Annotated in this window: 24 protein-coding genes; 4 read left to right on the top strand and 20 right to left on the bottom strand. The window is 43.6% G+C overall.

Going from position 1 to position 20092, the window contains the following annotated elements; genetic code table 11:
- From mraY to K6984_RS07735, 20 genes are all read right to left on the bottom strand, one after another.
- The gene (mraY, locus tag K6984_RS07830; RefSeq protein WP_221895011.1) at positions 1-1083 is read right to left on the bottom strand and encodes a phospho-N-acetylmuramoyl-pentapeptide-transferase; all 1083 of its coding nucleotides are present in this window, start codon (positions 1081-1083) and stop codon (positions 1-3) included.
- Between the two features lie 2 nt (positions 1084-1085).
- The gene (locus K6984_RS07825) at positions 1086-2393 is read right to left on the bottom strand and encodes a UDP-N-acetylmuramoyl-tripeptide--D-alanyl-D-alanine ligase (protein WP_230987980.1); all 1308 of its coding nucleotides are present in this window, start codon (positions 2391-2393) and stop codon (positions 1086-1088) included.
- A 53-nt stretch (positions 2394-2446) separates the two neighbouring features.
- Positions 2447-3907 (bottom strand): UDP-N-acetylmuramoyl-L-alanyl-D-glutamate--2,6-diaminopimelate ligase, encoded by a 1461-nt coding sequence (locus tag K6984_RS07820; protein ID WP_221895010.1) that lies wholly within the window; start codon positions 3905-3907, stop codon positions 2447-2449.
- 4 nt (positions 3908-3911) lie between these two features.
- On the bottom strand, positions 3912-5699 hold the full coding sequence (locus K6984_RS07815; RefSeq protein WP_221895009.1) for a peptidoglycan D,D-transpeptidase FtsI family protein: 1788 nt from the start codon (positions 5697-5699) through the stop codon (positions 3912-3914).
- A gap of 72 nt (positions 5700-5771) precedes the next feature.
- Positions 5772-6038: a cell division protein FtsL gene (ftsL, locus tag K6984_RS07810; protein ID WP_221895008.1), complete on the bottom strand. Its 267-nt coding sequence runs from the start codon at positions 6036-6038 to the stop codon at positions 5772-5774.
- 1 nt (position 6039) lies between these two features.
- Positions 6040-6963 (bottom strand): 16S rRNA (cytosine(1402)-N(4))-methyltransferase RsmH, encoded by a 924-nt coding sequence (gene rsmH / locus K6984_RS07805; protein ID WP_221895007.1) that lies wholly within the window; start codon positions 6961-6963, stop codon positions 6040-6042.
- Between the two features lie 13 nt (positions 6964-6976).
- Positions 6977-7444 (bottom strand): division/cell wall cluster transcriptional repressor MraZ, encoded by a 468-nt coding sequence (mraZ, locus tag K6984_RS07800; protein ID WP_221895006.1) that lies wholly within the window; start codon positions 7442-7444, stop codon positions 6977-6979.
- Positions 7445-8001: 557 nt separating this feature from the next.
- Positions 8002-8364, bottom strand: coding sequence for an HvfA family oxazolone/thioamide-modified RiPP metallophore (locus K6984_RS07795; RefSeq protein WP_221895005.1), 363 nt, complete (start codon positions 8362-8364; stop codon positions 8002-8004).
- 26 nt (positions 8365-8390) lie between these two features.
- A complete protein-coding gene (gene mgtE, locus K6984_RS07790) occupies positions 8391-9740 on the bottom strand; it encodes a magnesium transporter (RefSeq protein WP_221895004.1) in 1350 nt (449 codons plus the stop codon).
- Between the two features lie 54 nt (positions 9741-9794).
- Positions 9795-10652, bottom strand: a complete 858-nt coding sequence (gene rapZ / locus K6984_RS07785) for an RNase adapter RapZ (protein WP_221895003.1) — start codon at positions 10650-10652, stop codon at positions 9795-9797.
- Positions 10653-10732: 80 nt separating this feature from the next.
- The gene (gene hpf / locus K6984_RS07780; RefSeq protein WP_221895145.1) at positions 10733-11023 is read right to left on the bottom strand and encodes a ribosome hibernation-promoting factor, HPF/YfiA family; all 291 of its coding nucleotides are present in this window, start codon (positions 11021-11023) and stop codon (positions 10733-10735) included.
- A 52-nt stretch (positions 11024-11075) separates the two neighbouring features.
- Positions 11076-12527, bottom strand: a complete 1452-nt coding sequence (locus tag K6984_RS07775) for an RNA polymerase factor sigma-54 (RefSeq protein ID WP_221895002.1) — start codon at positions 12525-12527, stop codon at positions 11076-11078.
- A 294-nt stretch (positions 12528-12821) separates the two neighbouring features.
- On the bottom strand, positions 12822-13547 hold the full coding sequence (lptB, locus tag K6984_RS07770) for an LPS export ABC transporter ATP-binding protein (protein ID WP_221895001.1): 726 nt from the start codon (positions 13545-13547) through the stop codon (positions 12822-12824).
- Positions 13547-14062, bottom strand: coding sequence for a lipopolysaccharide transport periplasmic protein LptA (lptA, locus tag K6984_RS07765; protein WP_221895000.1), 516 nt, complete (start codon positions 14060-14062; stop codon positions 13547-13549). Before lptA ends, lptB begins: the two co-directional genes overlap by 1 nt.
- Positions 14049-14618, bottom strand: a complete 570-nt coding sequence (lptC, locus tag K6984_RS07760; protein WP_221894999.1) for an LPS export ABC transporter periplasmic protein LptC — start codon at positions 14616-14618, stop codon at positions 14049-14051. Before lptC ends, lptA begins: the two co-directional genes overlap by 14 nt.
- Positions 14618-15145 carry a KdsC family phosphatase gene (locus tag K6984_RS07755; protein ID WP_221894998.1) on the bottom strand — a complete coding sequence of 176 codons (528 nt, stop codon included), beginning with the start codon at positions 15143-15145 and terminating at the stop codon, positions 14618-14620. Before K6984_RS07755 ends, lptC begins: the two co-directional genes overlap by 1 nt.
- A gap of 1 nt (position 15146) precedes the next feature.
- Positions 15147-16118, bottom strand: a complete 972-nt coding sequence (locus K6984_RS07750) for a KpsF/GutQ family sugar-phosphate isomerase (RefSeq protein WP_221895144.1) — start codon at positions 16116-16118, stop codon at positions 15147-15149.
- Positions 16119-16126: 8 nt separating this feature from the next.
- The gene (locus K6984_RS07745) at positions 16127-17089 is read right to left on the bottom strand and encodes a calcium/sodium antiporter (RefSeq protein ID WP_221894997.1); all 963 of its coding nucleotides are present in this window, start codon (positions 17087-17089) and stop codon (positions 16127-16129) included.
- A gap of 435 nt (positions 17090-17524) precedes the next feature.
- The gene (locus K6984_RS07740; protein ID WP_221893805.1) at positions 17525-17683 is read right to left on the bottom strand and encodes a hypothetical protein; all 159 of its coding nucleotides are present in this window, start codon (positions 17681-17683) and stop codon (positions 17525-17527) included.
- A 27-nt stretch (positions 17684-17710) separates the two neighbouring features.
- Positions 17711-18166, bottom strand: a complete 456-nt coding sequence (locus K6984_RS07735) for a transposase (protein WP_221894996.1) — start codon at positions 18164-18166, stop codon at positions 17711-17713.
- A 57-nt stretch (positions 18167-18223) separates the two neighbouring features.
- Here K6984_RS07735 and K6984_RS07730 point away from each other — a divergent pair, with 57 nt between their 5' ends.
- From K6984_RS07730 to K6984_RS07720, 4 genes are read left to right on the top strand one after another with little or no spacing between them, the layout of a single operon-like run.
- On the top strand, positions 18224-18418 hold the full coding sequence (locus K6984_RS07730) for a hypothetical protein (protein WP_221894995.1): 195 nt from the start codon (positions 18224-18226) through the stop codon (positions 18416-18418).
- A 44-nt stretch (positions 18419-18462) separates the two neighbouring features.
- Positions 18463-19191 carry a transposase gene (locus K6984_RS30780; RefSeq protein ID WP_230987979.1) on the top strand — a complete coding sequence of 243 codons (729 nt, stop codon included), beginning with the start codon at positions 18463-18465 and terminating at the stop codon, positions 19189-19191.
- Positions 19152-19868, top strand: a complete 717-nt coding sequence (locus K6984_RS30775; RefSeq protein WP_230987978.1) for a hypothetical protein — start codon at positions 19152-19154, stop codon at positions 19866-19868. The genes K6984_RS30780 and K6984_RS30775 overlap by 40 nt, the downstream gene beginning before the upstream one ends.
- Before the next feature lie 10 nt (positions 19869-19878).
- Entirely contained in the window at positions 19879-20055 is a 177-nt protein-coding gene (locus tag K6984_RS07720) for a hypothetical protein (protein WP_221894994.1), read from the top strand.
- Positions 20056-20092: the final 37 nt, after the last annotated feature.

Below are 20092 nucleotides of genomic sequence, written 5' to 3'. Positions count from 1 at the left end.
TTATCTCAACTTCAATGTTGCCAAACCGATTAAAACCAGGATAAAGGTAATAATCCAGAACCTGACGATAACTCGCGGCTCAGGCCAGCCTTTTAATTCAAAGTGATGATGAATCGGTGCCATTCTAAAAATTCGCTTACCGGTTAACTTAAATGAGGCAACCTGCATAATCACCGAGACTGTTTCCATCACAAACACGCCGCCCATAATCAGCAGCACTATCTCCTGTCTGACCAGTACGGCAACAACACCCAGTGCTGCGCCTAATGCCAGTGCGCCGACATCCCCCATAAACACCATTGCAGGGTAAGCGTTAAACCACAGAAAACCCAGTCCCGCACCGACCAGCGCAGCACAAAATACGATTAACTCACCGGCTTTTGGCACATAGGGTATGGCTAGATATTCTGCAAAAATTGAGTTCCCGGTCAGGTAGGCAAAAATAGCTAGTGCCCCGGCAACCATCACCGTAGGTAGAATGGCCAGACCATCCAGACCATCAGTTAGATTTACCGCATTGCTGGTACCAACAATAACAAAGTAGGTCAACACTACATACGCCCAACCCATATCGATAACCACCTCTTTAAAAAAGGGCACAATAAACTGTGTTTCTGTCGCTAGCTGTGCTGTTTTAAACAGATAAATTGCAGCCGTTAGCGCGATCACCGACTGCCAGAAATATTTAGTCCGGGCAGATAAGCCATCACTATTGCCTCGCTTTACTTTTTTATAATCATCAATAAAACCGACAATGCCATAGCTCATAGTGACTAATAACGCCACCCAGACATAACTATTTTCCAGATTAGCCCAGAGCAGCGTACTCACTGTAATCCCTACCAATATTAAAGTACCGCCCATGGTCGGCGTACCTGCTTTCTCAAAGTGACTCTCCGGCCCATCATCGCGCACACTCTGACCAATATTTTTATTGCTTAAGCGCCGGATCATGGTCGGCCCCACAACAAACGAAATCATTAGGGCGGTCAATGCACTGAGTATTGCCCGCAAGGTTAAGTACTGGAATACTCTAAAGCCTGATTCAAATTCAGTTAAATAATTAAAAAAATACAGCAACATGGCTACCTTCCCGTAATGCCTAATAATGCATCAACCACAACTTCCATTTTCTGGGCTCTGGAACCTTTAACCAAAAGTGTTTGCTCTGGGCTTATTTGTTGTTTTAGTGCTTTAATCAGCTCGCCTTGCGCATGGAAATATTCAGCGCCAGCACCAAATTCCTGCACCGTATTCTCTGCCATCTCCCCAGTAGCAAACAATCGCTGTATGCCTGCCTGCTTAATCTGCCTGCCCATTTCACTGTGTATTTGTGCGCTTTGTGCGCCTAATTCGCCAAATGCACCCAGTGCTAGCCATGACTCTCCCGGGCATTGCGTTAGAACTTCCAGTGCAACGGTTAAAGAAGACGGGTTAGCATTATAGGTATCATTAATAAGCTTTATTCCTGAGCCGGATGTAAATAGTTGCAAGCGGTCGTTGACCGCTTTAACACGGGCTAGCCCCGCTTGAATTTGCTCCAGTCTGATGCCTAATGCGATACACGCGGCACTTGCTGCCAGCGCATTTTTCACATTATGTGCCCCCGCCAATGCCAGACTAATAGCGACTTGTCCATCTGCCGTCACTAAATCAAAATGGGTACTAAATTGCTGCCCCTGCACTGCTGTACTGATCTGTTGCGCACAAACATCTGCCGTGCCTGCCAGGCCAAAGGATACAACCTTTCTGTCGCCGGCAAGGTCGTACCACATAGAATAAAACTTATCATCGGCATTTAATATCGCAACGCCATCTGCCGATAATGACTGAATGATTTCGGCCTTTGCCTTTGCCACACCATTTATGCTGCCAAAGCCTTCTATATGCGCCGCCCCCACATTATTAATCACCACTACATCTGGTTTTGCGTAGCGGCTAGTGTAGGTGATTTCACCAGGATGATTGGCGCCCATTTCTATTACCGCATACTGGTGTTTTTCAGCTAAGCGCAATAGCGTTAATGGCACGCCTATATCATTATTAAAATTGCCCTGAGTAAACAATACCTGGGAATTTACCGCCAGAATTGCAGCAATCATTTCCTTTACCGTGGTCTTACCGTTACTACCGGTAATGGCACAGACTTTTAGTGGCAGCTTTGCTCTTAATGCACCTGCTAATTCCGCCAGGGCGATTCGGGTATCTTTGACTATAATCTGTGGCAGATCGGTCTGCATTTTTCTGGCTACTATGACTGCAATAGCGCCATTTTGTTGCGCCTGATCGATAAAATCATGCCCATCAAATTGCTCACCACTAATTGCCAGGTAGACATCACTCGGAGATAGAGTTCGTGTATCAATACTGACGCCCGTAACCGTTACAGCCATACCTAATAGCTGCCCGTGCAGGATTGCGCTTATTTCATTTAGAGTCATGCTGATCATGCGGCCATTAACTCCTGTACGATTTCGCGGTCACTAAAGGGGTATTTAACTCCTTTGATCTCCTGGTAATCTTCATGACCTTTACCCGCAACTAAAAGGATATCGCGCTTTGAACTCATCGAAATGCCTTGTTCTATCGCGGCTTTTCTATTCTTAATTACGCTCACTTTATCCATATTCAGACCACCGATAATCTGCTTGATAATAGCCTGACCGTCTTCAAAGCGTGGATTATCATCAGTCACTATCAAGCGATCAGCCAGGCGCTCAGCTATAACACCCATCTCTTTGCGCTTGCCTTTATCACGATCACCACCACAACCAAAAACAACACTTAACTGCGCCCCACAATGCTGCCTTAAAGTGCTTAAAACTTTATCCAGTGCATCAGGGGTATGTGCATAGTCCACCACTACCAACGGCTTTCCAGTGCCCGTAAAGCATTCCATACGACCTATAACCGGTTTGATTGACTGTATTGCAGCTAAACTATCACTTAAGGAAGTGTCCATCTCCAGTAGTACCGCTAAAACAGCTAATATATTCTGTAAATTAAAATCACCTAATAATCCTGCTTCCAGTCTTGCTTGCTGTCCCTGCCAGTCTATATCACAGGCTATTCCTGCAAGCGTATAGCTGATATTAGTCCCCGTTATACTTGAATTCTGCTCATGCACCCTGCCCTGCAGACTGTAACTTATAATTCGGACACCATCAGCCACTGCTGCGATAACACGTTCTGCATAAGCATCATCGAGATTAACCACGACAAAGCTTAAGCCTGGCCATTTGAGCAAGCGTAATTTACTCTGGAAGTAATTTTCCATATTGCCATGATAGTCCAGATGATCTCGGCTTAGATTATTAAAAATTGCGCCACGAAATGCCAGCGCATTCACACGCCCCTGCTCCAAACCGTGAGAAGAGACTTCCATAGCAACATTCTGCATGCCATGCTGATAGAAATAAGCGAGTATTTTCTGTATTGCAAATGCATCAGGCGTGGTATTAAGCGTACTATTTAAATCAGTATAACGCCCCCAACCTAGCGTTCCGATAACCCCACAGTCATCCATAGCCTGGGCTAAAAACTGGCTGCAAGATGTTTTACCATTCGTTCCGGTAATGCCAATAATATGCAAATGTTGTGCAGGCCAGGCATAAAAACGGGCAGCTATACTACCCAGTTTCTCGTTTAAGTTGTCAATTGCAATAAGTGGCAATCCGGTTATATTTTTTGCTAGCGAACTACCTTGTTGCGCAGGATCATACACAATAGCCACTGCGCCTTGCCGCCGCACCTGATCCGCATATAACAGACCATGTTGTGCAGCACCTGCAACAGCAAAGAATACACCGCCCACACTAATCTCACGACTATCCAGTGCAATATGGCATACTTCTGCATCATGCTTAACGCATGATGTTAGGCCGGTTAATAATTCCGATAATTTCATATCGTTATTGAGTTAATAATACTGACATACTTTGCTCTTCATCAGGCGCAACCCCCAACACTCTTAATGCACCACCCATGACTTTAGAAAAGATGGGCGCTGCAACTAATCCACCGTAATACTGTCCGCCATGAGGGGAGTCAACCATCACCGCAATAATTAATTTCGGATCACTGGCGGGAGCCATGCCCACAAATACCGATAGGTAATCATTACTGTATGCTCCATTCTTCACCTTTCTAACGGTTCCCGTCTTACCCGCAACCCGGTAACCTTCTACCCGTGCTTTATAAGCCGTACCATCTTTTTTCACCACCTGCTCAATCATGGCCCTCACTTTTACTGCAGTTTCGGCAGAAATTACTCGTTCAGCATATTCATCCTGATCCCGCTGCAGTAAACTCACCGAATGCAATAAGCCGTCATCGGCCAGTGCGGTATAAGCTCGAGCTAACTGCAATGCCGACATCGATAGCCGATAACCAAACGACAGTGTCGCCTGCTCAAATGCACTCCAGCCAAAGTATTCTGGCAAACTCCCACTCGCTTCCCCCGGAAACCCAATTCCTGGCGCCATACCAAAACCTAATGAATGATAAAATCGCCAGAAATATTCAGGTGGCATGGATAAAGCAATTTTGCTGGCAGCTACATTACTCGATTTTTTTAGTACACCAGTTAAATTTAAGGTACCGTAGTCGCGGCCATCTTTAACCCACTTCCGCTGGATTCTTAATTTTTCAGTAGTAAACAACTGGTCTTCTTTTATAAAACCGCCGTCTAAAGCCGCTGCAACAACCAAAGGTTTCATAGTGGAACCGGGTTCAAACACATCGGTGATTGCGCGGTTGCGATAATGCGATATCTTCAGCCCTTTACGCGAGTTCGGATTAAAGGCTGGCTGATTAACAATTGCCAGTACATTCCCTGTTTCCGCCTCTAAAATAACTAATGCCCCGGCTTCCGCATTATGCTTAACTACGCCCGCTTTTAATTCTCTATAAGCCAGATACTGTAGACGCTCATCGATACTTAACACTAGATCCTGCCCAGCTTCAGGCTCTTTAATACTTTCTACATCATATTCTGCAATCACTCGCCTAGCGCCGTCGCGAATGACTCGTTTGCTTCCTGCCACGCCTTCCAGAGTCGAGTTATGCATTAACTCCAGCCCTTCCTGCCCTTGATCATCAATATCGGTAAACCCCAATAAATGCGCAGTTACTTCACCGGCCGGATAAAATCGCTTAAACTCCTTTACTACCGCGACGCCTGGCTGGCCTAATGCTTTAACCTGCTCTGCTAGATACGGTTCAATGCGCCTTTTTAAATACACAAACTGCTTTTTGGACGCAGGATTAAATGCCCTGTTAACCCTATCCAGGCTGATGTCTAACAAGTCGGCCAATTGCTTTAGTTTGGCTGAATTATTTAATTCTGCACAAGCCTGCTTAGCTCTTCTGCCAGTTTTCACTCGGCAATATTGTGGATTTACCCAGATCGAGCCAACCGGCGCGCTCACTGCAAGCCTCTCACCATTTCGATCTTTAATCTGCCCTCTATAAGCTGCAATTTTCACTGTACTGACATGGCGAATACGAGCCTGTTTCTGCAAAAACTGAGTGTCCAGAATCTGCAGTTCCACTGCTTTATATACCAGCCCAATCATGGCAACCAGCATCAGTCCAATAACCAGTTTCCTTCTGCCTGAAAATTCATCTACTGGTTTAATATTTATTTTCTTTTCAGCCCGTACAGCACCTATTTTGGTTTGATGGCTAAGGTGTTTCATAGGCTGCTGAATTAAATATAAATTATAGTTATCTATTGATCCGTCATAATAGCTGCTGTACTAACAACATGGTTAAAGGCGTATATAGACAATAGCTTTTCGATCCAACTCAATTAAATCCATTTTCTTTCTCGCTATCTTTTCCACGCGATTATGCTCGGCCAACATACGTTCTTCCAGTGTCAGTCGCTCCCAGCGAATCTGTAAGCGGTCTAACTCCTGCTCTGTCTTTTGTATGTCGATAAAAACCAGGCGTGACTTATGTTTACTAAAAATAACCCCCAAACCGGATCCTACTAAGACAAACAGCAAACCCACGATGATAAGTTTCTGTAGCATATTATCTACGTTGTGCGATGCGCAGCACTGCACTACGTGCCCTGGGGTTTTCTGCTAATTCTTGCTGACTGGCTTTAATTGCCTTACCCCGCTTGATTAACCTTATCGCTGCCAATTCTTCGGGCTGCTGCGGTAATTTACTAGATGTATACTTGCCTCTGGATTCATCTCTAATAAAGCGCTTTACAATCCTGTCTTCCAGCGAATGAAATGATATTACAGCCATTAAGCCTCCACTAGATAGGACATTAACTGCCTGATCCAGTACTGTTGTAATTTCCTCCAGCTCACGGTTTACAGCAATCCTGACTGCTTGGAAACTACGAGTCGCAGGATGCTTGTGCTTTTCCTTAAACGGTATGGCCTCAATCAGTAAGTCAACAAATTGCTGCGTTGTTACTAATGGCTTTTCTACGCGCTGCGTGACCACTGCTCGCGCAATGCGCCGTGCAAACCGCTCTTCACCATAATCAAATAACACTCTGACTAAATCCTCTTCAGATACGCTAGCCAGCCACTCTGCTGCAGACAGACCGGAGCTACAATCCATACGCATATCCAATGGTCCATCGCGCATAAAGCTAAAGCCGCGCTGAGCATTATCTAATTGCGGTGATGAAACGCCAAAATCCATAAGTATGCCATCCACTTTACCTTGCCAGTCACGTTTTTCGACAACTTGCTGCAATTGTGAAAAACAACAATGCTCTAATTGAAAGCGCGGATCCTTTATTAATTCCTGTCCAACTTCGGACTGTATTGCATCCAGATCCCTGTCTAATGCCAGCAACTGCCCCTTTGTCCCTAACTTCTCAAGTATTCCTCTGCTATGTCCACCACGCCCAAAAGTGCAGTCTATGTAGATTCCAGCTGGTTTTATTGCTATCTCATGCAGGGCTTCATTAAATAATACTGGTAAATGCATGATCTATTTCTTATTAAAAAGACAGGCCTTCCAGTTCATCCGGACCGTCATCGTCATCGCCTTGTAGCCACTCATTCTCTTTAGCATTCCAGGCATCTTCATTCCATATTTCAAATTTGTTTAACTGCCCGACCAGGATTATTTTTTTTCCCATGCCAGCAAATTTTCTTAGCTTTTCAGAAAGTAACAATCGCCCCTGTGCATCCATTTCAGTTTCAGTGGAATTACCTATAAGGAAGCGGCGTAATTTTCCAGCCATTTTATTTAGGGTCGGTAATTTACTCACAGTTAACTCCAGTTTTTCCCATTCAGGCAGAGGGTAAAGCCATAAACAACCTGCTTCGCCGATACATTTTTCGTTTACGGCAACGGTCACAACTAACTGACGCTCACAACATTCCTGCAATTCTTCCCGAAATCGGGTAGGAATTGCAAAACGTCCTTTTGCATCTAAATTGATTGCTGTGACACCACGAAACATTATTTTCCTTACCTAGCCCTTTTTTTCTAAAAAAACCACTTTTCACCACTTTTCACCACTTTTAAATAGACTATAGTTTTCTAGCATCGCTGAGTCAAGCATGATTTTAAATAAATTCCCTTTTTTGACAATGGCTTAGATAAAATCCACCGATCAAACTGATAGAAAATATTTCATATAAGAAAAGAATAATATTTTTCAATTGTTTGGTTTTTTTTCTTAATGTAATTTCTAGGTAGTTGATAAATCATTTTTTGCTAATATTGCTTTTGAAGTCTTCCCTCATACTTGCCATTTTCAGGGTAAACCATCAGGCAATAAAAAACCCATAAAGCGGCAAGCACTTTATGGGTCTGAAATAACCTTATTTACCAGGCTAATCCTAGCTAAATATGATTTTAGGTAACACGCAATAAATAACCTACCAATATTGCGCAGGATTTTTGTTCGCCTTCAAGGCGTAGACACGGCGCATAGCAGACTACGTAACTATTTCTACAACGCAGAAGACGAACAAAAAGACAAGCAAGGTGGTGGGTTATTTGTTGCGAGTTACCTTACTTCATGCTATCACCACATTTCCCTTCCCCGCATTTACCTTCCATATCTTTCATATCGGGCTTTTTTGCTTTAGGCATATTACCAGCACATTTACCTTCTGCTGTTTTTTCCAAATCAGCTTTCTCCATCATTCCCGCACCACACTTACCTTCACCACAATTACCATCTTTCATTTTCTTGGCTACGTCGCCATCTTTATCCGCTTTTGCAACCAGCATATAGCCACTCGCTAGCTCGGTCATCGCGAAAGGATTATTGCCTGCATTTTCAAATCCTTCTGCTTGAACACTTGTTGTCGCTAACCCCGAAAACAAGGTTGTTCCTACTGCAATTGCCAAAGGTGATTTTTTAATACTCATTACTCTTTCCTCATAGTTAAATTAAATTACGCCAATAGAAAAATTGTCGCCAGGCCTAAAAATGACATAAAACCGATCACATCGGTAACCGTCGTTAGAAAAACCCCGCCGGCCAGCGCTGGATCGATTCCCCTTTTGTGTAAAAACAAGGGAATCATAACACCAGCTATGGCAGCACAGCTTAAATTAATAATCATTGCACCACCTAGCATCATTCCTAGAGGCACATTAGAGAACCAAGCAGCTGCGATCATCGCGACAACAATAGACCAGACAATTCCATTCACAGCACCGATGGACAATTCCTTAAACAAGAAAGCCATCGCGTTGGAGGAGCTAATCTGGTGCAGTGCCAGACCACGGATCACCAGTGTTAATGTCTGGCTACCTGCGATTCCGCCCATACTTGCAACCACTGGCATCAATACTGCCAGGGCAACAATTTGATCAATAGTAGCTTCAAATAAACCAATCACCCAGGAGGCTAAAAATGCGGTAAATAGATTCACGCCTAACCATACCGCACGGCGCTTGGCACTCACCATCACCGGGGCAAATAAATCATGCTCTTCATCCAGGCCAGCAGAAGTTAGCATGGCATGATCAACCTCTTCTCTAACAACCTCGAGTACATCTTCAATAGTAATTCGACCAACAACCACTTCATGCTCATCAACGACTGAAGCAGATAATATATTTCTTTGCTCAAAAATAGTTGCAACTTCCGCAACATGCATATTGATTGGAATAGCTTCAGTACGCGTCATCAACGTTGAAACCTTAGCGTTGGGATCACTGGTTAAAATTGTTGGTACTGATAACTTCCCTAGATAACGATTATTCTTGGCAACAACAACCAGGCTATCCAGATTAGCCGGCATATTTTTCTGCTCGCGTAAATAGTCTAGCGTTTCATCTACCGTTACATCGCCGTGTATAGGCACAAAATACGGACTCATTAACCTACCTGCCGTATCCCCCTCATAAGATAAAGCCGCTTCCAGGCGGCTGTCGCCTGCTTTTTTGAGCACCTTTTCTCTGACTTCGGCAGAAAAATCAGCAACTAGATCAGCCATTTCCCGAGGTTCTAACTGATTTGCCGCCGCTACTAGGTCTGCAACAGAGGTCCGCTCAATAAGCCCAGTCCGCACCTCTCCATGCAGTGCTGCAAGCGTCTCGCCCATTGCCTCAGGCGCCATAATACTCCAAAGCTTATAGCGATAATCTATCGGCAAAGATCTAAGCAGCAAGGCTATTTCAGTAGGGTATAAACTATGTAAATGTCCACGAGCATCATAGAGTGCGCCATTATCCAGGTCAGTAATAATTTGCTGTAAGTTTAAATCCGAATGATCTTGTGGTCTAGTTGCTGACATATATCTTTATCTCGTTTAAGTTGTGGCTAGCGAAAGCATATGAGAATTTGTGGGTTATTGCAACTCCCGATGTCTGACAATAACATTAAATGCCTTGCCCCGGAAATATCGTGCAAGACAATCGACTAAAAATACTGAGCGGTGCTGCCCGCCTGTACAGCCAATAGCAGCCGTTAAATAACTGCGGTTTTCCTGTTCAAAGCGGGGAATCCAGTTTTCGAGCAAAGACGAAATATCATCAAAAAACTCTATCACCAATGTTTCTGACTTTAAGAAATCAATCACGACCTGGTCTTTACCGGTATAGCCTCTTAGCTCCGGATTCCAGTATGGATTAGGCAGACAGCGCGCATCAAACACAAAATCTGCATCCAGAGGGATACCATGCTTGAAGCCAAATGACTGAGTCTGTATGACAATCTTTTGCGCTTCGCCTTCCTGTACATAATCCCTGATTAATTGCCTTAACTGGTGATAATGCGTGCGACTGGTATCCACCACCAGATCTGCATCTTTTGCAACTTCCTTTAAAATATCCTTCTCAATCTTAATTGCCTCTTTTAAAGACAAATGCACATTAGTTAAAGGGTGACGGCGCCTGGTTTCGCTATAGCGTTTTAATAAAACACTCTCCTCGGCCTGCATAAAAATAACATCACAATCAATATTTTGCTCACGGATCATCGCGATTTTATCGACAAAGGCATACAAGCTCTCACTCTGATTTCGGGCATCAATCCCAATCGCGATTTTACTGTATGTCGCCTGATCCTGTAGCATAACCTGACTGACAAAGTCATCGAGTAATTTAATGGGCATATTATCGACGCAATAAAAACCACAGTCCTCCAGGGTATCCAATGCAATACTCTTGCCCGAACCAGATAGTCCGGTTAGTATCAGTAGCTTCATGAGTTAGTATTTATACACTCGTAATGGCGTCAGACAACGAAGAAATAAAACCCATTTCTTCGTTGTCTTGCCACTAGTCATTAGCGATGCGACTGGACTTTTTCTTTATGCTTGATAATTTGGCGGTCTAGCTTATCAACCATATTGTCAATAGCGGCATACATATCTTCCTGAGTATCTTCAGCGAATAATTTAGCACCGCTAATCTGCACTGTGGCTTCTGCTTTTTGCTCTAGTTTTTCTACTGTCAAAATCACATGTATGTCAGTTACATGGTCAAAGTGACGCATGATTTTACTAATTTTCTCTTCCACATGCTGCTTCATAGCTGTGGTTACTTCTACGTGACGACCTGTTACGCTAACTTGCATAAATTTAACTCCTGTTAACATTAAAAAAAATGATAGCCATTATACAACTTTCTTACAAAAGTCGCTTTCTTTGACTTGATGATGGAATAGATATTGCTTCACGATATTTTGCAATGGTACGCCGCGCAACATTTATCCCCTTTTCTTTGAGTAATTCCGCCATTTTACTATCACTAAGCGGTTTTACCGGATTTTCATTATTGACTAATTCCTTGATAAAAGCCCGAATTGCCGTAGCTGAGCACTCACCGCCCCCTGCCGTTGAAACATGACTGGAAAAGAAATACTTAAACTCGATAACACCATTCGGTAAGTGCATATATTTCTGCGTCGTCACACGGGAGATAGTGGACTCATGTAACTCCAGTTCCTCGGCAATATCTCTTAATACCATCGGCTTCATCGCAATTGCACCATGTTCAAGGAATTCTGTCTGCCGGGCAATAATACTTCGCCCCACGCGCAACAAAGTATCATTACGACCATGTAAGCTTTTTATAAACCAGCGCGCTTCCTGCAAGTGCTCTTTCATACTCACATTATCCTTGCTATTGTCCGCCCGCTTTATCATGCTGGAATAAAAAGGATTGACTCTAAGCCTCGGCGCAATATTCGGGTTCAATTCAACCTGCCAATGACCATTTACCTTAGTGACAAATAAATCCGGAACAACATACTCCGTTTCACCCGTTGCAATAGCTCGCCCTGGCATAGGCTCCAGCGAGCGAATCAGGGCAATGGTTTCGGTCAGTTTATGCTCGGAAATAAGCAGCCGCTTTATTAGCTTAGCAATATCCTGGGCGGCTAATAAATCCAGATAATGCTTAACTAAGTCTATAGCTTCCGATCTAAAGGGAGTATCCTCAGGCAATTGCCCTAACTGAATACTTAAACAGTCCTGTAAACTTTCCGCCGCGACTCCCGGAGGGTCAAATTGCTGTACCCGATGCAATACTGCATAAAATTCATCCTCTTCCAGGTCTTCAATTTGCTCGCTTAAACCCTGATAAATATCCGCATAAGTAATACTTAAATAACCTTCATCATTCACTGCATCAATAACCGCCATCACCATGGCTCGATCCCTGTCAGCAAACGAAACCATTTCCATCTGCCAGTCTAAATGATCCTGCAAACTGACAGCCTTACTACGCTGTGCTTCAAAGTCAGGCATATCACCAGCGGGGGCCGATGTTGCACTCATTTGCACAGAATCAAAAACATCTCCCCAGGAGCTGTCCGTAGGCAGTTCATCGGGCATATCCGTTTGCGATCCTTCGCTACTCATACGATCGGTGATATCTACTTTATTTTCAACCACCATCTGCTCATTTAAAGATGTGCTTTCATCTTCCACTACTTCCAGCATCATATTTGAATCCAGCGCTTGCTGGATTTCCTGCTGTAAATCCAGGGTAGACAACTGCAACAACTTGATTGCCTGCTGCAATTGAGGCGTCATCGATAATTGTTGCCCCATACGGAGCTGCAATGACTGTTTCATTTAACCCCTCTTAGCAAACAGGCGACAATAAAAGAACCTTAACATTCCCCTAGAAACTGCAGTTGAGCACTGATTTTGTAGGAAACCTGAGTGCGAAAGACAAGGTACAGCTCGCAGGCAATGCTCGTAGCCCTTGACAAGAGCTGCTCCATTGTTTTTCGTGCGCAGAATTCTTCACAAAACCGTAAAGTGGGGTATATTCGCCCATCAGATAACATGCATTTACGCTCATTATGTTTAATACTCAGTGACTAACAGGTTCTTATTAACGGTCAACTGCGGTTTTCAGGATAATCACAGGCTAAAATTCTCACCTAGATAAACACGCCTGACCTCTTCATTCGCAACGATTTCATCAGATGCTCCTTCGGCAATCACCTGACCTGCATTTAATATATAGGCGCGATCACAAATACCTAAAGTTTCACGCACATTATGTTCGGTAATTAACACGCCAATATTTCTGTCTTTTAAATGAGCAATAATTTTCTGGATCTCAATCACAGAAATTGGATCCACCCCGGCAAAGGGCTCATCCAGCAAAATAAATTCAGGATCGGTAGCAAGTGCCCTTGCAATTTCGACTCTACGCCGCTCACCACCAGATAGCCCCATGCCTATATTATTACGAATATGCGAAATACTAAACTCATCCAGTAACTCATCAATAATCAGCTCAATCTGTCCCTTACTTAGTCCCTTTCTTAATTCCAGTACTGCACGTAAATTATCACTAACACTCAGCTTTCTAAATACCGACGCTTCCTGTGGTAAATAACCGATACCCAGTTTTGCACGTATATGCATGGGGTAACTAGTAATCTCCTGCTGATCATAATAAATATGCCCGCTATCAGCGTGCACCAGGCCTACCAGCATATAAAAACTAGTGGTTTTCCCAGCACCATTTGGCCCGAGCAAACCAACAATTTCATTACTCTCTACATGCAGAGAAACATCATTTACCACAGAGCGATTAGCATATACTTTACCAATATTTTTTGCTGCCAAAATTGCCATTACTGCTTACCATCGTCACTCTTCGGCTGCAATATCACATGTACCCGCTTATTATCCGAAGCCGTATCACCTGCCTTAACTACTTTACTGATTCGATCATATTCTATTCTTTCACTAGCCGTACTGTTCTTTCCCTGCCAGACCACCGCTTCTTTGATCATGACCAATAATTGCGTCTCAGGGTAATACTCAGCCATTAAGGAATTCCCGTGCACATCTTCTTCGCCCTCTTCGGGTGTTTGCTTAAATTTAACTGGCTTACCTGTGGCAACCAACTTCTGTATTTCCCCGTTCTGCATATACACCACGACCTTATCAGCATCCATACGCATACTACCCTGAATAACCACTACTTCTCCGGTATAGATACTAAGCCCTTTTTTATCATCGTAAAAACCAGAATTTGATTCTATGCTCACAGGTTGCCGCGCATCGTCCTCCAAAGCAATAGCCCAGGGACTATAGACAATACCTACCGACATAATCGCTGGCAATAGCCATTTAATAATACTCATGCAAGCCCTTAACATCGTTCAATAATTTTATATACAGAGGGTCCTCATAAAATAACGTCATCCCCACACCAGAGATCCTGTCCAGACCACTCACTAATTCCGCCCAGTCATCCGTCTCAGCATAATTCCGGCTGGGAAAAACCCGCAAGTTAGAGGTTTTTATATTCACCTCACGCACATTTTCTGCTGCATCCCGATCGATAAAAACCGGGCCATTCATAAATATCTGATTACCGCCCGGAGATATATGCCCTGTTTTAGAACGCACTATCCAGGGGGGCGCATTTTGTTTAAAAACCGTCATCCTGGGATTAATCAGCTCAGTGCCTATATTATCACTGTAATTAGCTGTAAAATCAGCAGTCAGTGTACTATCCGCTAATCCGAATTGATTCATTTGGGTTTTACTATAGCCTACAGCAAAATGCTCGGCATTGTGTTCCATTGCTATCGGCTGCGGAGCTACTTTGTGCTCGGGCGAGTAATTTACCGCCCACATGGAAATCAGGAAAATCAATAACAGGAAAAAAAAGTTTTTATATTGTTCAGCAAACATTATATTTTTTTAAAAGACTCAACTATAGCATCCATTTTGCCCTGTGCCTGCAGGATAAAATCACAGACTTCGCGCACCGCACCCTGCCCACCTGGCAAGCATGTTTGCCAGTCTACATAAGGTAAAATAAGTTCACTCGCATCCTGCACGGCAATGGCCAGCCCCACCTGGATTAACACCGGCAGGTCTATCAAATCATCCCCCACATGCGCGACCTGATCAGGCGTACACCCTGCTTTAGCGATTATTTCCTTAAAAGCCTCACCTTTATCTGTTTGCCCCAGATAGACTAAATCAATCCCCAGCATTTGCATACGTAAAGCAACTGGCTTAGAAGCCCTGCCTGAAATAACTGCAACCTGTATCCCGGATTTTTGCAATAATTTGATCCCCAGGCCATCACGCGCATTAAAGGCTTTATATTCTCTGCCCTGCTCATCAAAAAACAGCTTAGCATCAGTTAAAACGCCATCTACATCTAAAATTAACAGTCTAATATTTTTTGCTTTTTCAACCCTGTCTTGCATTTTAGACTATTCCCGCATGAATTAAATCGTGCATATTCAACGCACCTGTCACCTGCTTATCTGCATCGACAACGATCAAAGCGTTAATTTTCTTTTGCTCCATAACCTGCATTGCTTCTGCCGCCAGCACATCCTGATCGATTACCTGACAATTAAGCGTCATAACTTCCAGTAGAGATGTCTGCTTAATATCGATGGCTTTTTCCAGTAGGCGGCGCACATCACCATCTGTAAAAATACCCGTCAATTGTCCATTTTGATCAACAACTGCTGTCATACCCAGTTTCTTAGCAGTCATTTCCGCTAAGGCCCCCATAATACTGGCTTCTTGCTGCACTACTGGCAACTGCTCGCCGGTATGCATAATGTCCCGAACCATTACTAGCAAACGCCTACCCAGGCTTCCCCCAGGGTGCGACAACGCAAAATCATCACGCGTAAAACCACGTAAGATCATCATAGTTACTGCCAGCGCATCGCCCATCACTAATGCCGCTGTTGTGCTTGCAGTTGGAGCTAAACCTAAAGAACATGCCTCCTGCTCTACCGCATTACTTAAATGCGCAGAAGCAAATTTCCCCAGCGTAGACCCTGCTCTGCCAGTCATCGCAATCATCGGCACAGCCAAGCGCTTTATAATAGGCAGCAGAGTTAAAATCTCCGCTGTCTCACCAGAATTGGATAAAGCCAGCACCACATCTTGCCGCGTGATCATGCCAAGATCACCATGACTCGCTTCACCTGGATGTACAAAAAAAGCGGGGGTTCCCGTACTTGCAAGCGTAGCCGCAATTTTGCCGGCAATATGTCCGGACTTACCCATCCCCGTAACCACAACCCGCCCTTTACAGGCAGCAACAATATGACAGGCTTGCACAAAATTATCATCAAGCTTTGCCAACAGGCCATTCACAGCCTGCGCTTCCAGGGTAATGACTTCTTGTGCGGTTTGAATCAACTGGGTGTCATTCATAGCGTTATTTAAACTACACTCTGATAAATCGTCCACTGATAAAATAAATATGCGGCCAGCAAGCCCCCGCCTTCCCAGCGATTAATATTACCCGCTTTGGAAAGCCCTACTCCAAAAATAAATAACACTGCGGTAAAAGCCAGCAATACCGAAAAATCACGACTGATAACCATTGCATCTATCGGCCCCGGTGCTATCAATGCGGGCAAGGAAAAAACCGCCAGCAGATTATACACATTTGAACCAATCACATTACCTACCGCCAGGTCATCCTCACCTTTGAGTACACTGCCAATCGATGCCGCCAACTCTGGTAGACTGGTGCCTAAAGCGACAATGGTCAGGCCTATTACCAAATCACTGACACCCATAGCTTGCGCGATATTCACAGCTGCCCAAACCAAAACCTTAGAACTGATTAGCAAGCCAATTAAACCCAGCCAAAAAAATAACCACGCCTTATTATTAGACATAGTTTCCGGCACCTCTGCTTCAACTTCTTGAGCCAAAATGTCATTTTTTCGTTCCGTCATAGCTGTGCGTATCAGCCAATATAAAAAAGCCACTAGCCCCAGTAACATTAATACGCCATCAACCACACTCAAGCCATCAATAGCTAAAACATAACAGGCGGTGCTGATTAACATTAAAACTGGTAACTCGCGCTTCAGTAATCCCGAGTGAAATGCCAGCGGAGAAATCAATGCTGTCGCACCAAGAATCAAACCCATATTGGCTATATTAGAACCAATGGCATTACCTACTGCCAGCCCCGCATTCCCTTGAAAAGAAGCCAGAAATGAAACCATGATTTCAGGGGCAGACGTACCTAGTCCAACGATAGTCAACCCAATCAACAAAGGTGAAACACCAAAATTTCGGGCTATGGCCGATGCACCATCCACAAACCAGTCTGCCGCATACACCAGCACAACCAAGCCCAGCGACAAAGCAAGAAAATCAATCAGCATATTTTTATTTTAGCTCATAAATAGGCTATTGTGCCACAAAAAAAGCATAATTCGTGCCACTAAAAATTAGAAAACATTAGCATTAACGGAAATGGCAATTTATTCATCATTACATGACATAACAAAACTAATTTTCAGGCTCGTTCAAAAGCTCCTTAACCACTTTGAATTTACTATTGCCCTATACCCTCCGGATTAAAACATGGGCTTTATGGCAGTTATACTTAGCCATTCTTTTTGCTACATAAGGAAAGTCTACCAGTAATTCAATACTACGGACATCATAGAGGCAGATATGACCCTAAATATTGTGGATTATCGAGAGAAAACGGCCCTTTTAAACACGTTAATGATCTCACTAAAGTAAAAGGAATTGCTGAGAAAACGATTAAAAAAACAAAGGTAATATCAAATTAAAAAGTTCTAAAAGAAACATCAGTGTTCCCCTATCAATTGAGGCCGTGAAACTAACCTCGCCACAAGAGAGCTCATAAAGCACTGTAAAGACATTCCTGTTATTATTGCGTTTTGAACTGCTCGAATGGTATACGAGCTGATACGAGATATTCTTGCCTGGAAAAATAATGGATTCACAAAACGATCTCGTTTTTGGGCCTGTTGCTACCTAATCTCCAGAGCCTCGCTATATTTTTTATCCGATGGATGAATCAATTCTGGCTGTTGTGTTTTTGAAATCTCTTCAAACACGCGCATTAAATTATAGCTCATTGCAGTCAGGCGCATTTGATTTTCAAGTGAGCGGGTATTGGAAGGCCAAGCTTTAGTTTCCTTGAAATTACTTTTAGTGTTATTGAATGTCTTTTCAATCGTCCATCGTTTGAAATATAGCATGGCAATGGCTCCAGGGTTAATAGTCATTGGCAAGGTTGTCACAAACCGGTGAAGTTTTCCGGTTTCTGGATCACGGTAATCCACCACGTTAAATTTGATGCCCTTGTTTTCGTACGCACTGTATGCTTCATCCCCTGTATTGATCTCATGGCGGGAGTCAAAAGGGATAGACTCAACCAGAGTCGCAATTGAATTTTCTTTTAGCATTGAAATCAGGCGCGCCATGCTACCTCACGAAATTCCGGGACTCCTGTCGCCATAATTCGTTCACCTACGCAGCGGATGGGAGATGCCCTGAACGCCCTGCGTCCGCAACGACTACGCACAAAAGCCGCTTCGTCATTACTACCTCACTGGCTGGACGGCTATTCGGAATGCAATTCTTGCTCCTCTCGCGTGCTGCTAGCACACGTCGAATCAGCGAATTGCCCTGTCGCCTATCACTCGATGTTCAAGTTTTTGATATTGAGAAGGTAAAATCAGGTATTCTGAGGTTGTTGTAATTTTATCGGTGTAAGCCCATGTTAATGAATGCCCCAGCCACCTTTATCCAAAGCTATATTGACGATTTAAATGATGCGCTCAATCAGCTAAAACCCGGAGCCGCTTTGACACGGATTCAAGCCGCTTGGTTGGGCACTTGTTTAACGTGCATACTGCTAATGAACTCTGTTTGCTGGGCTAAGTTTGAGCGAGCAAGCCTTGGAGATTGCAAAGTAGCCGCATTATCCTGGGTGTTTCGTAAAGCAAGTATACCCTGGGACTGGTTGCTACGGGTGAGTGTGGTCTTAATTTTAAAACGTTATGGCATTACTGAAGGTGTGTTGGCCTTTGATGAATCAGACCGAGCACGATCTAAGTCTACAAAACGTATTTATAAGGTTTACAAGCAGAAACACAAAGGCTCCGGCGGGTATGTTAATGGACAAACGATAGTATTATTGCTGCTAGTTACCTCATCCATTACAGTGCCTGTCGGTTTTTTCTTTTATATGCCGGATCCAGCCTTAAAGCAGTGGGATAAAGAAGATAAACGGTTGAAAAAGAGCGGTATAGCAAAAAAAGATCGGCCTATTAAGCCTGAACGTGACAGTGCCTACCCGACCAAAACAGAGATTGCATTAGGCTTATTAAAAGAGTTTAAAGTTGCGCATAGCCTGATTAAAATTAAAGGCGTACTGGCTGATGCGCTGTATGGTGAAAAGCCTTTATGGACGAAGCCGCTAAAGAATCTGGAGGCTCGCAGGTGATTAGCCAATTACGTAAAAACCAAAATATTGAATATAGAGGTAGAATAAGGTCAGTCGAGAGCTACTTTAATTCGATTAACAAAGGCATTGATCAGATAATACGTGTACGTGGCGGCAAAGAGATTAAAGTGACTGTCAGCAGTGCACGATTAAAGGTGAGTTCTCACAGTAAAAAACGCTTTGTCATTGCCTTAAAATATGACGGTGAAAACGACTATCGCTATTTAGTGGCGACAGACCTGACTTGGCGCACACAAGATATTATTCAAGCCTATACGTTGAGATGGCTGATTGAGGTTTTCTTTGAGGACTGGAAGCTTTATGAAGGATGGGGGCGTGAGGCCAAACAATTAGATGAAGAGGGATCAAGCCGTGGCCTGATTCTGAGTCTTTTGTTTGACCATTGCCTTCTCCTTCACCCAGAGCAAATAGCCCGCATTGAAAGCAAACTACCTGCGTATACCGTAGGAAGCTTACAGCGCAAGTCTCAAATAGATGTACTGCTTGAGTTCATCACGTCATTGCTAGAGTTTCCAGATCCTGGTGATAAGCTGAAAGAGTTAGGTGAATTAATAAAGGATGTGTTTCAACTGATGCCATCAGGAAAAAATATGATTGGCAGAGATTTAGGGCGCTTAGGGCCAACAGCATCATTAAAGTATTGTTCTACTGGGTGAAGGTAAGAGTTTGATGGCAATGGGATGGAAAAACTTGAACATCGAGTATCAGGGACTAAAAATCACCACTTCGCTAACCCATCTTCGTCACTTTCATCTTTCTAAGCCATTGATTCATCGGTTTAAGCGATTTTTTGTCGAAAAATTCTCTTTAAAATCAATGGTGTTTTTTTTGAAAGTTTTGTAGTGCCATTTATATTATTTTTGTCGATAAATTCATTGAC

It is taken from the genome of Bathymodiolus japonicus methanotrophic gill symbiont, from assembly GCF_019721995.1.
GTDB lineage: Bacteria > Pseudomonadota > Gammaproteobacteria > Methylococcales > Methylomonadaceae > Methyloprofundus.
Note: the sequence above shows the minus strand (reverse complement) of the source record. Positions and strands in the feature narration are given on the sequence as shown.

Coding starts and splice junctions, on each gene's coding strand:
- mraY (WP_221895011.1), bottom strand. CDS start 1,083: ATGTTGCTGTATTTTTTTAATTATTTAACTGAATTTGAATCAGGCTTT.
- K6984_RS07825 (WP_230987980.1), bottom strand. CDS start 2,393: ATGGCTGTAACGGTTACGGGCGTCAGTATTGATACACGAACTCTATCT.
- K6984_RS07820 (WP_221895010.1), bottom strand. CDS start 3,907: ATGAAATTATCGGAATTATTAACCGGCCTAACATCATGCGTTAAGCAT.
- K6984_RS07815 (WP_221895009.1), bottom strand. CDS start 5,699: ATGAAACACCTTAGCCATCAAACCAAAATAGGTGCTGTACGGGCTGAA.
- ftsL (WP_221895008.1), bottom strand. CDS start 6,038: ATGCTACAGAAACTTATCATCGTGGGTTTGCTGTTTGTCTTAGTAGGA.
- rsmH (WP_221895007.1), bottom strand. CDS start 6,963: ATGCATTTACCAGTATTATTTAATGAAGCCCTGCATGAGATAGCAATA.
- mraZ (WP_221895006.1), bottom strand. CDS start 7,444: ATGTTTCGTGGTGTCACAGCAATCAATTTAGATGCAAAAGGACGTTTT.
- K6984_RS07795 (WP_221895005.1), bottom strand. CDS start 8,364: ATGAGTATTAAAAAATCACCTTTGGCAATTGCAGTAGGAACAACCTTG.
- mgtE (WP_221895004.1), bottom strand. CDS start 9,740: ATGTCAGCAACTAGACCACAAGATCATTCGGATTTAAACTTACAGCAA.
- rapZ (WP_221895003.1), bottom strand. CDS start 10,652: ATGAAGCTACTGATACTAACCGGACTATCTGGTTCGGGCAAGAGTATT.
- hpf (WP_221895145.1), bottom strand. CDS start 11,023: ATGCAAGTTAGCGTAACAGGTCGTCACGTAGAAGTAACCACAGCTATG.
- K6984_RS07775 (WP_221895002.1), bottom strand. CDS start 12,527: ATGAAACAGTCATTGCAGCTCCGTATGGGGCAACAATTATCGATGACG.
- lptB (WP_221895001.1), bottom strand. CDS start 13,547: ATGGCAATTTTGGCAGCAAAAAATATTGGTAAAGTATATGCTAATCGC.
- lptA (WP_221895000.1), bottom strand. CDS start 14,062: ATGAGTATTATTAAATGGCTATTGCCAGCGATTATGTCGGTAGGTATT.
- lptC (WP_221894999.1), bottom strand. CDS start 14,618: ATGTTTGCTGAACAATATAAAAACTTTTTTTTCCTGTTATTGATTTTC.
- K6984_RS07755 (WP_221894998.1), bottom strand. CDS start 15,145: ATGCAAGACAGGGTTGAAAAAGCAAAAAATATTAGACTGTTAATTTTA.
- K6984_RS07750 (WP_221895144.1), bottom strand. CDS start 16,118: ATGAATGACACCCAGTTGATTCAAACCGCACAAGAAGTCATTACCCTG.
- K6984_RS07745 (WP_221894997.1), bottom strand. CDS start 17,089: ATGCTGATTGATTTTCTTGCTTTGTCGCTGGGCTTGGTTGTGCTGGTG.
- K6984_RS07735 (WP_221894996.1), bottom strand. CDS start 18,166: ATGGCGCGCCTGATTTCAATGCTAAAAGAAAATTCAATTGCGACTCTG.
- K6984_RS07730 (WP_221894995.1), top strand. CDS start 18,224: ATGGGAGATGCCCTGAACGCCCTGCGTCCGCAACGACTACGCACAAAA.
- K6984_RS30780 (WP_230987979.1), top strand. CDS start 18,463: ATGTTAATGAATGCCCCAGCCACCTTTATCCAAAGCTATATTGACGAT.
- K6984_RS30775 (WP_230987978.1), top strand. CDS start 19,152: ATGGACGAAGCCGCTAAAGAATCTGGAGGCTCGCAGGTGATTAGCCAA.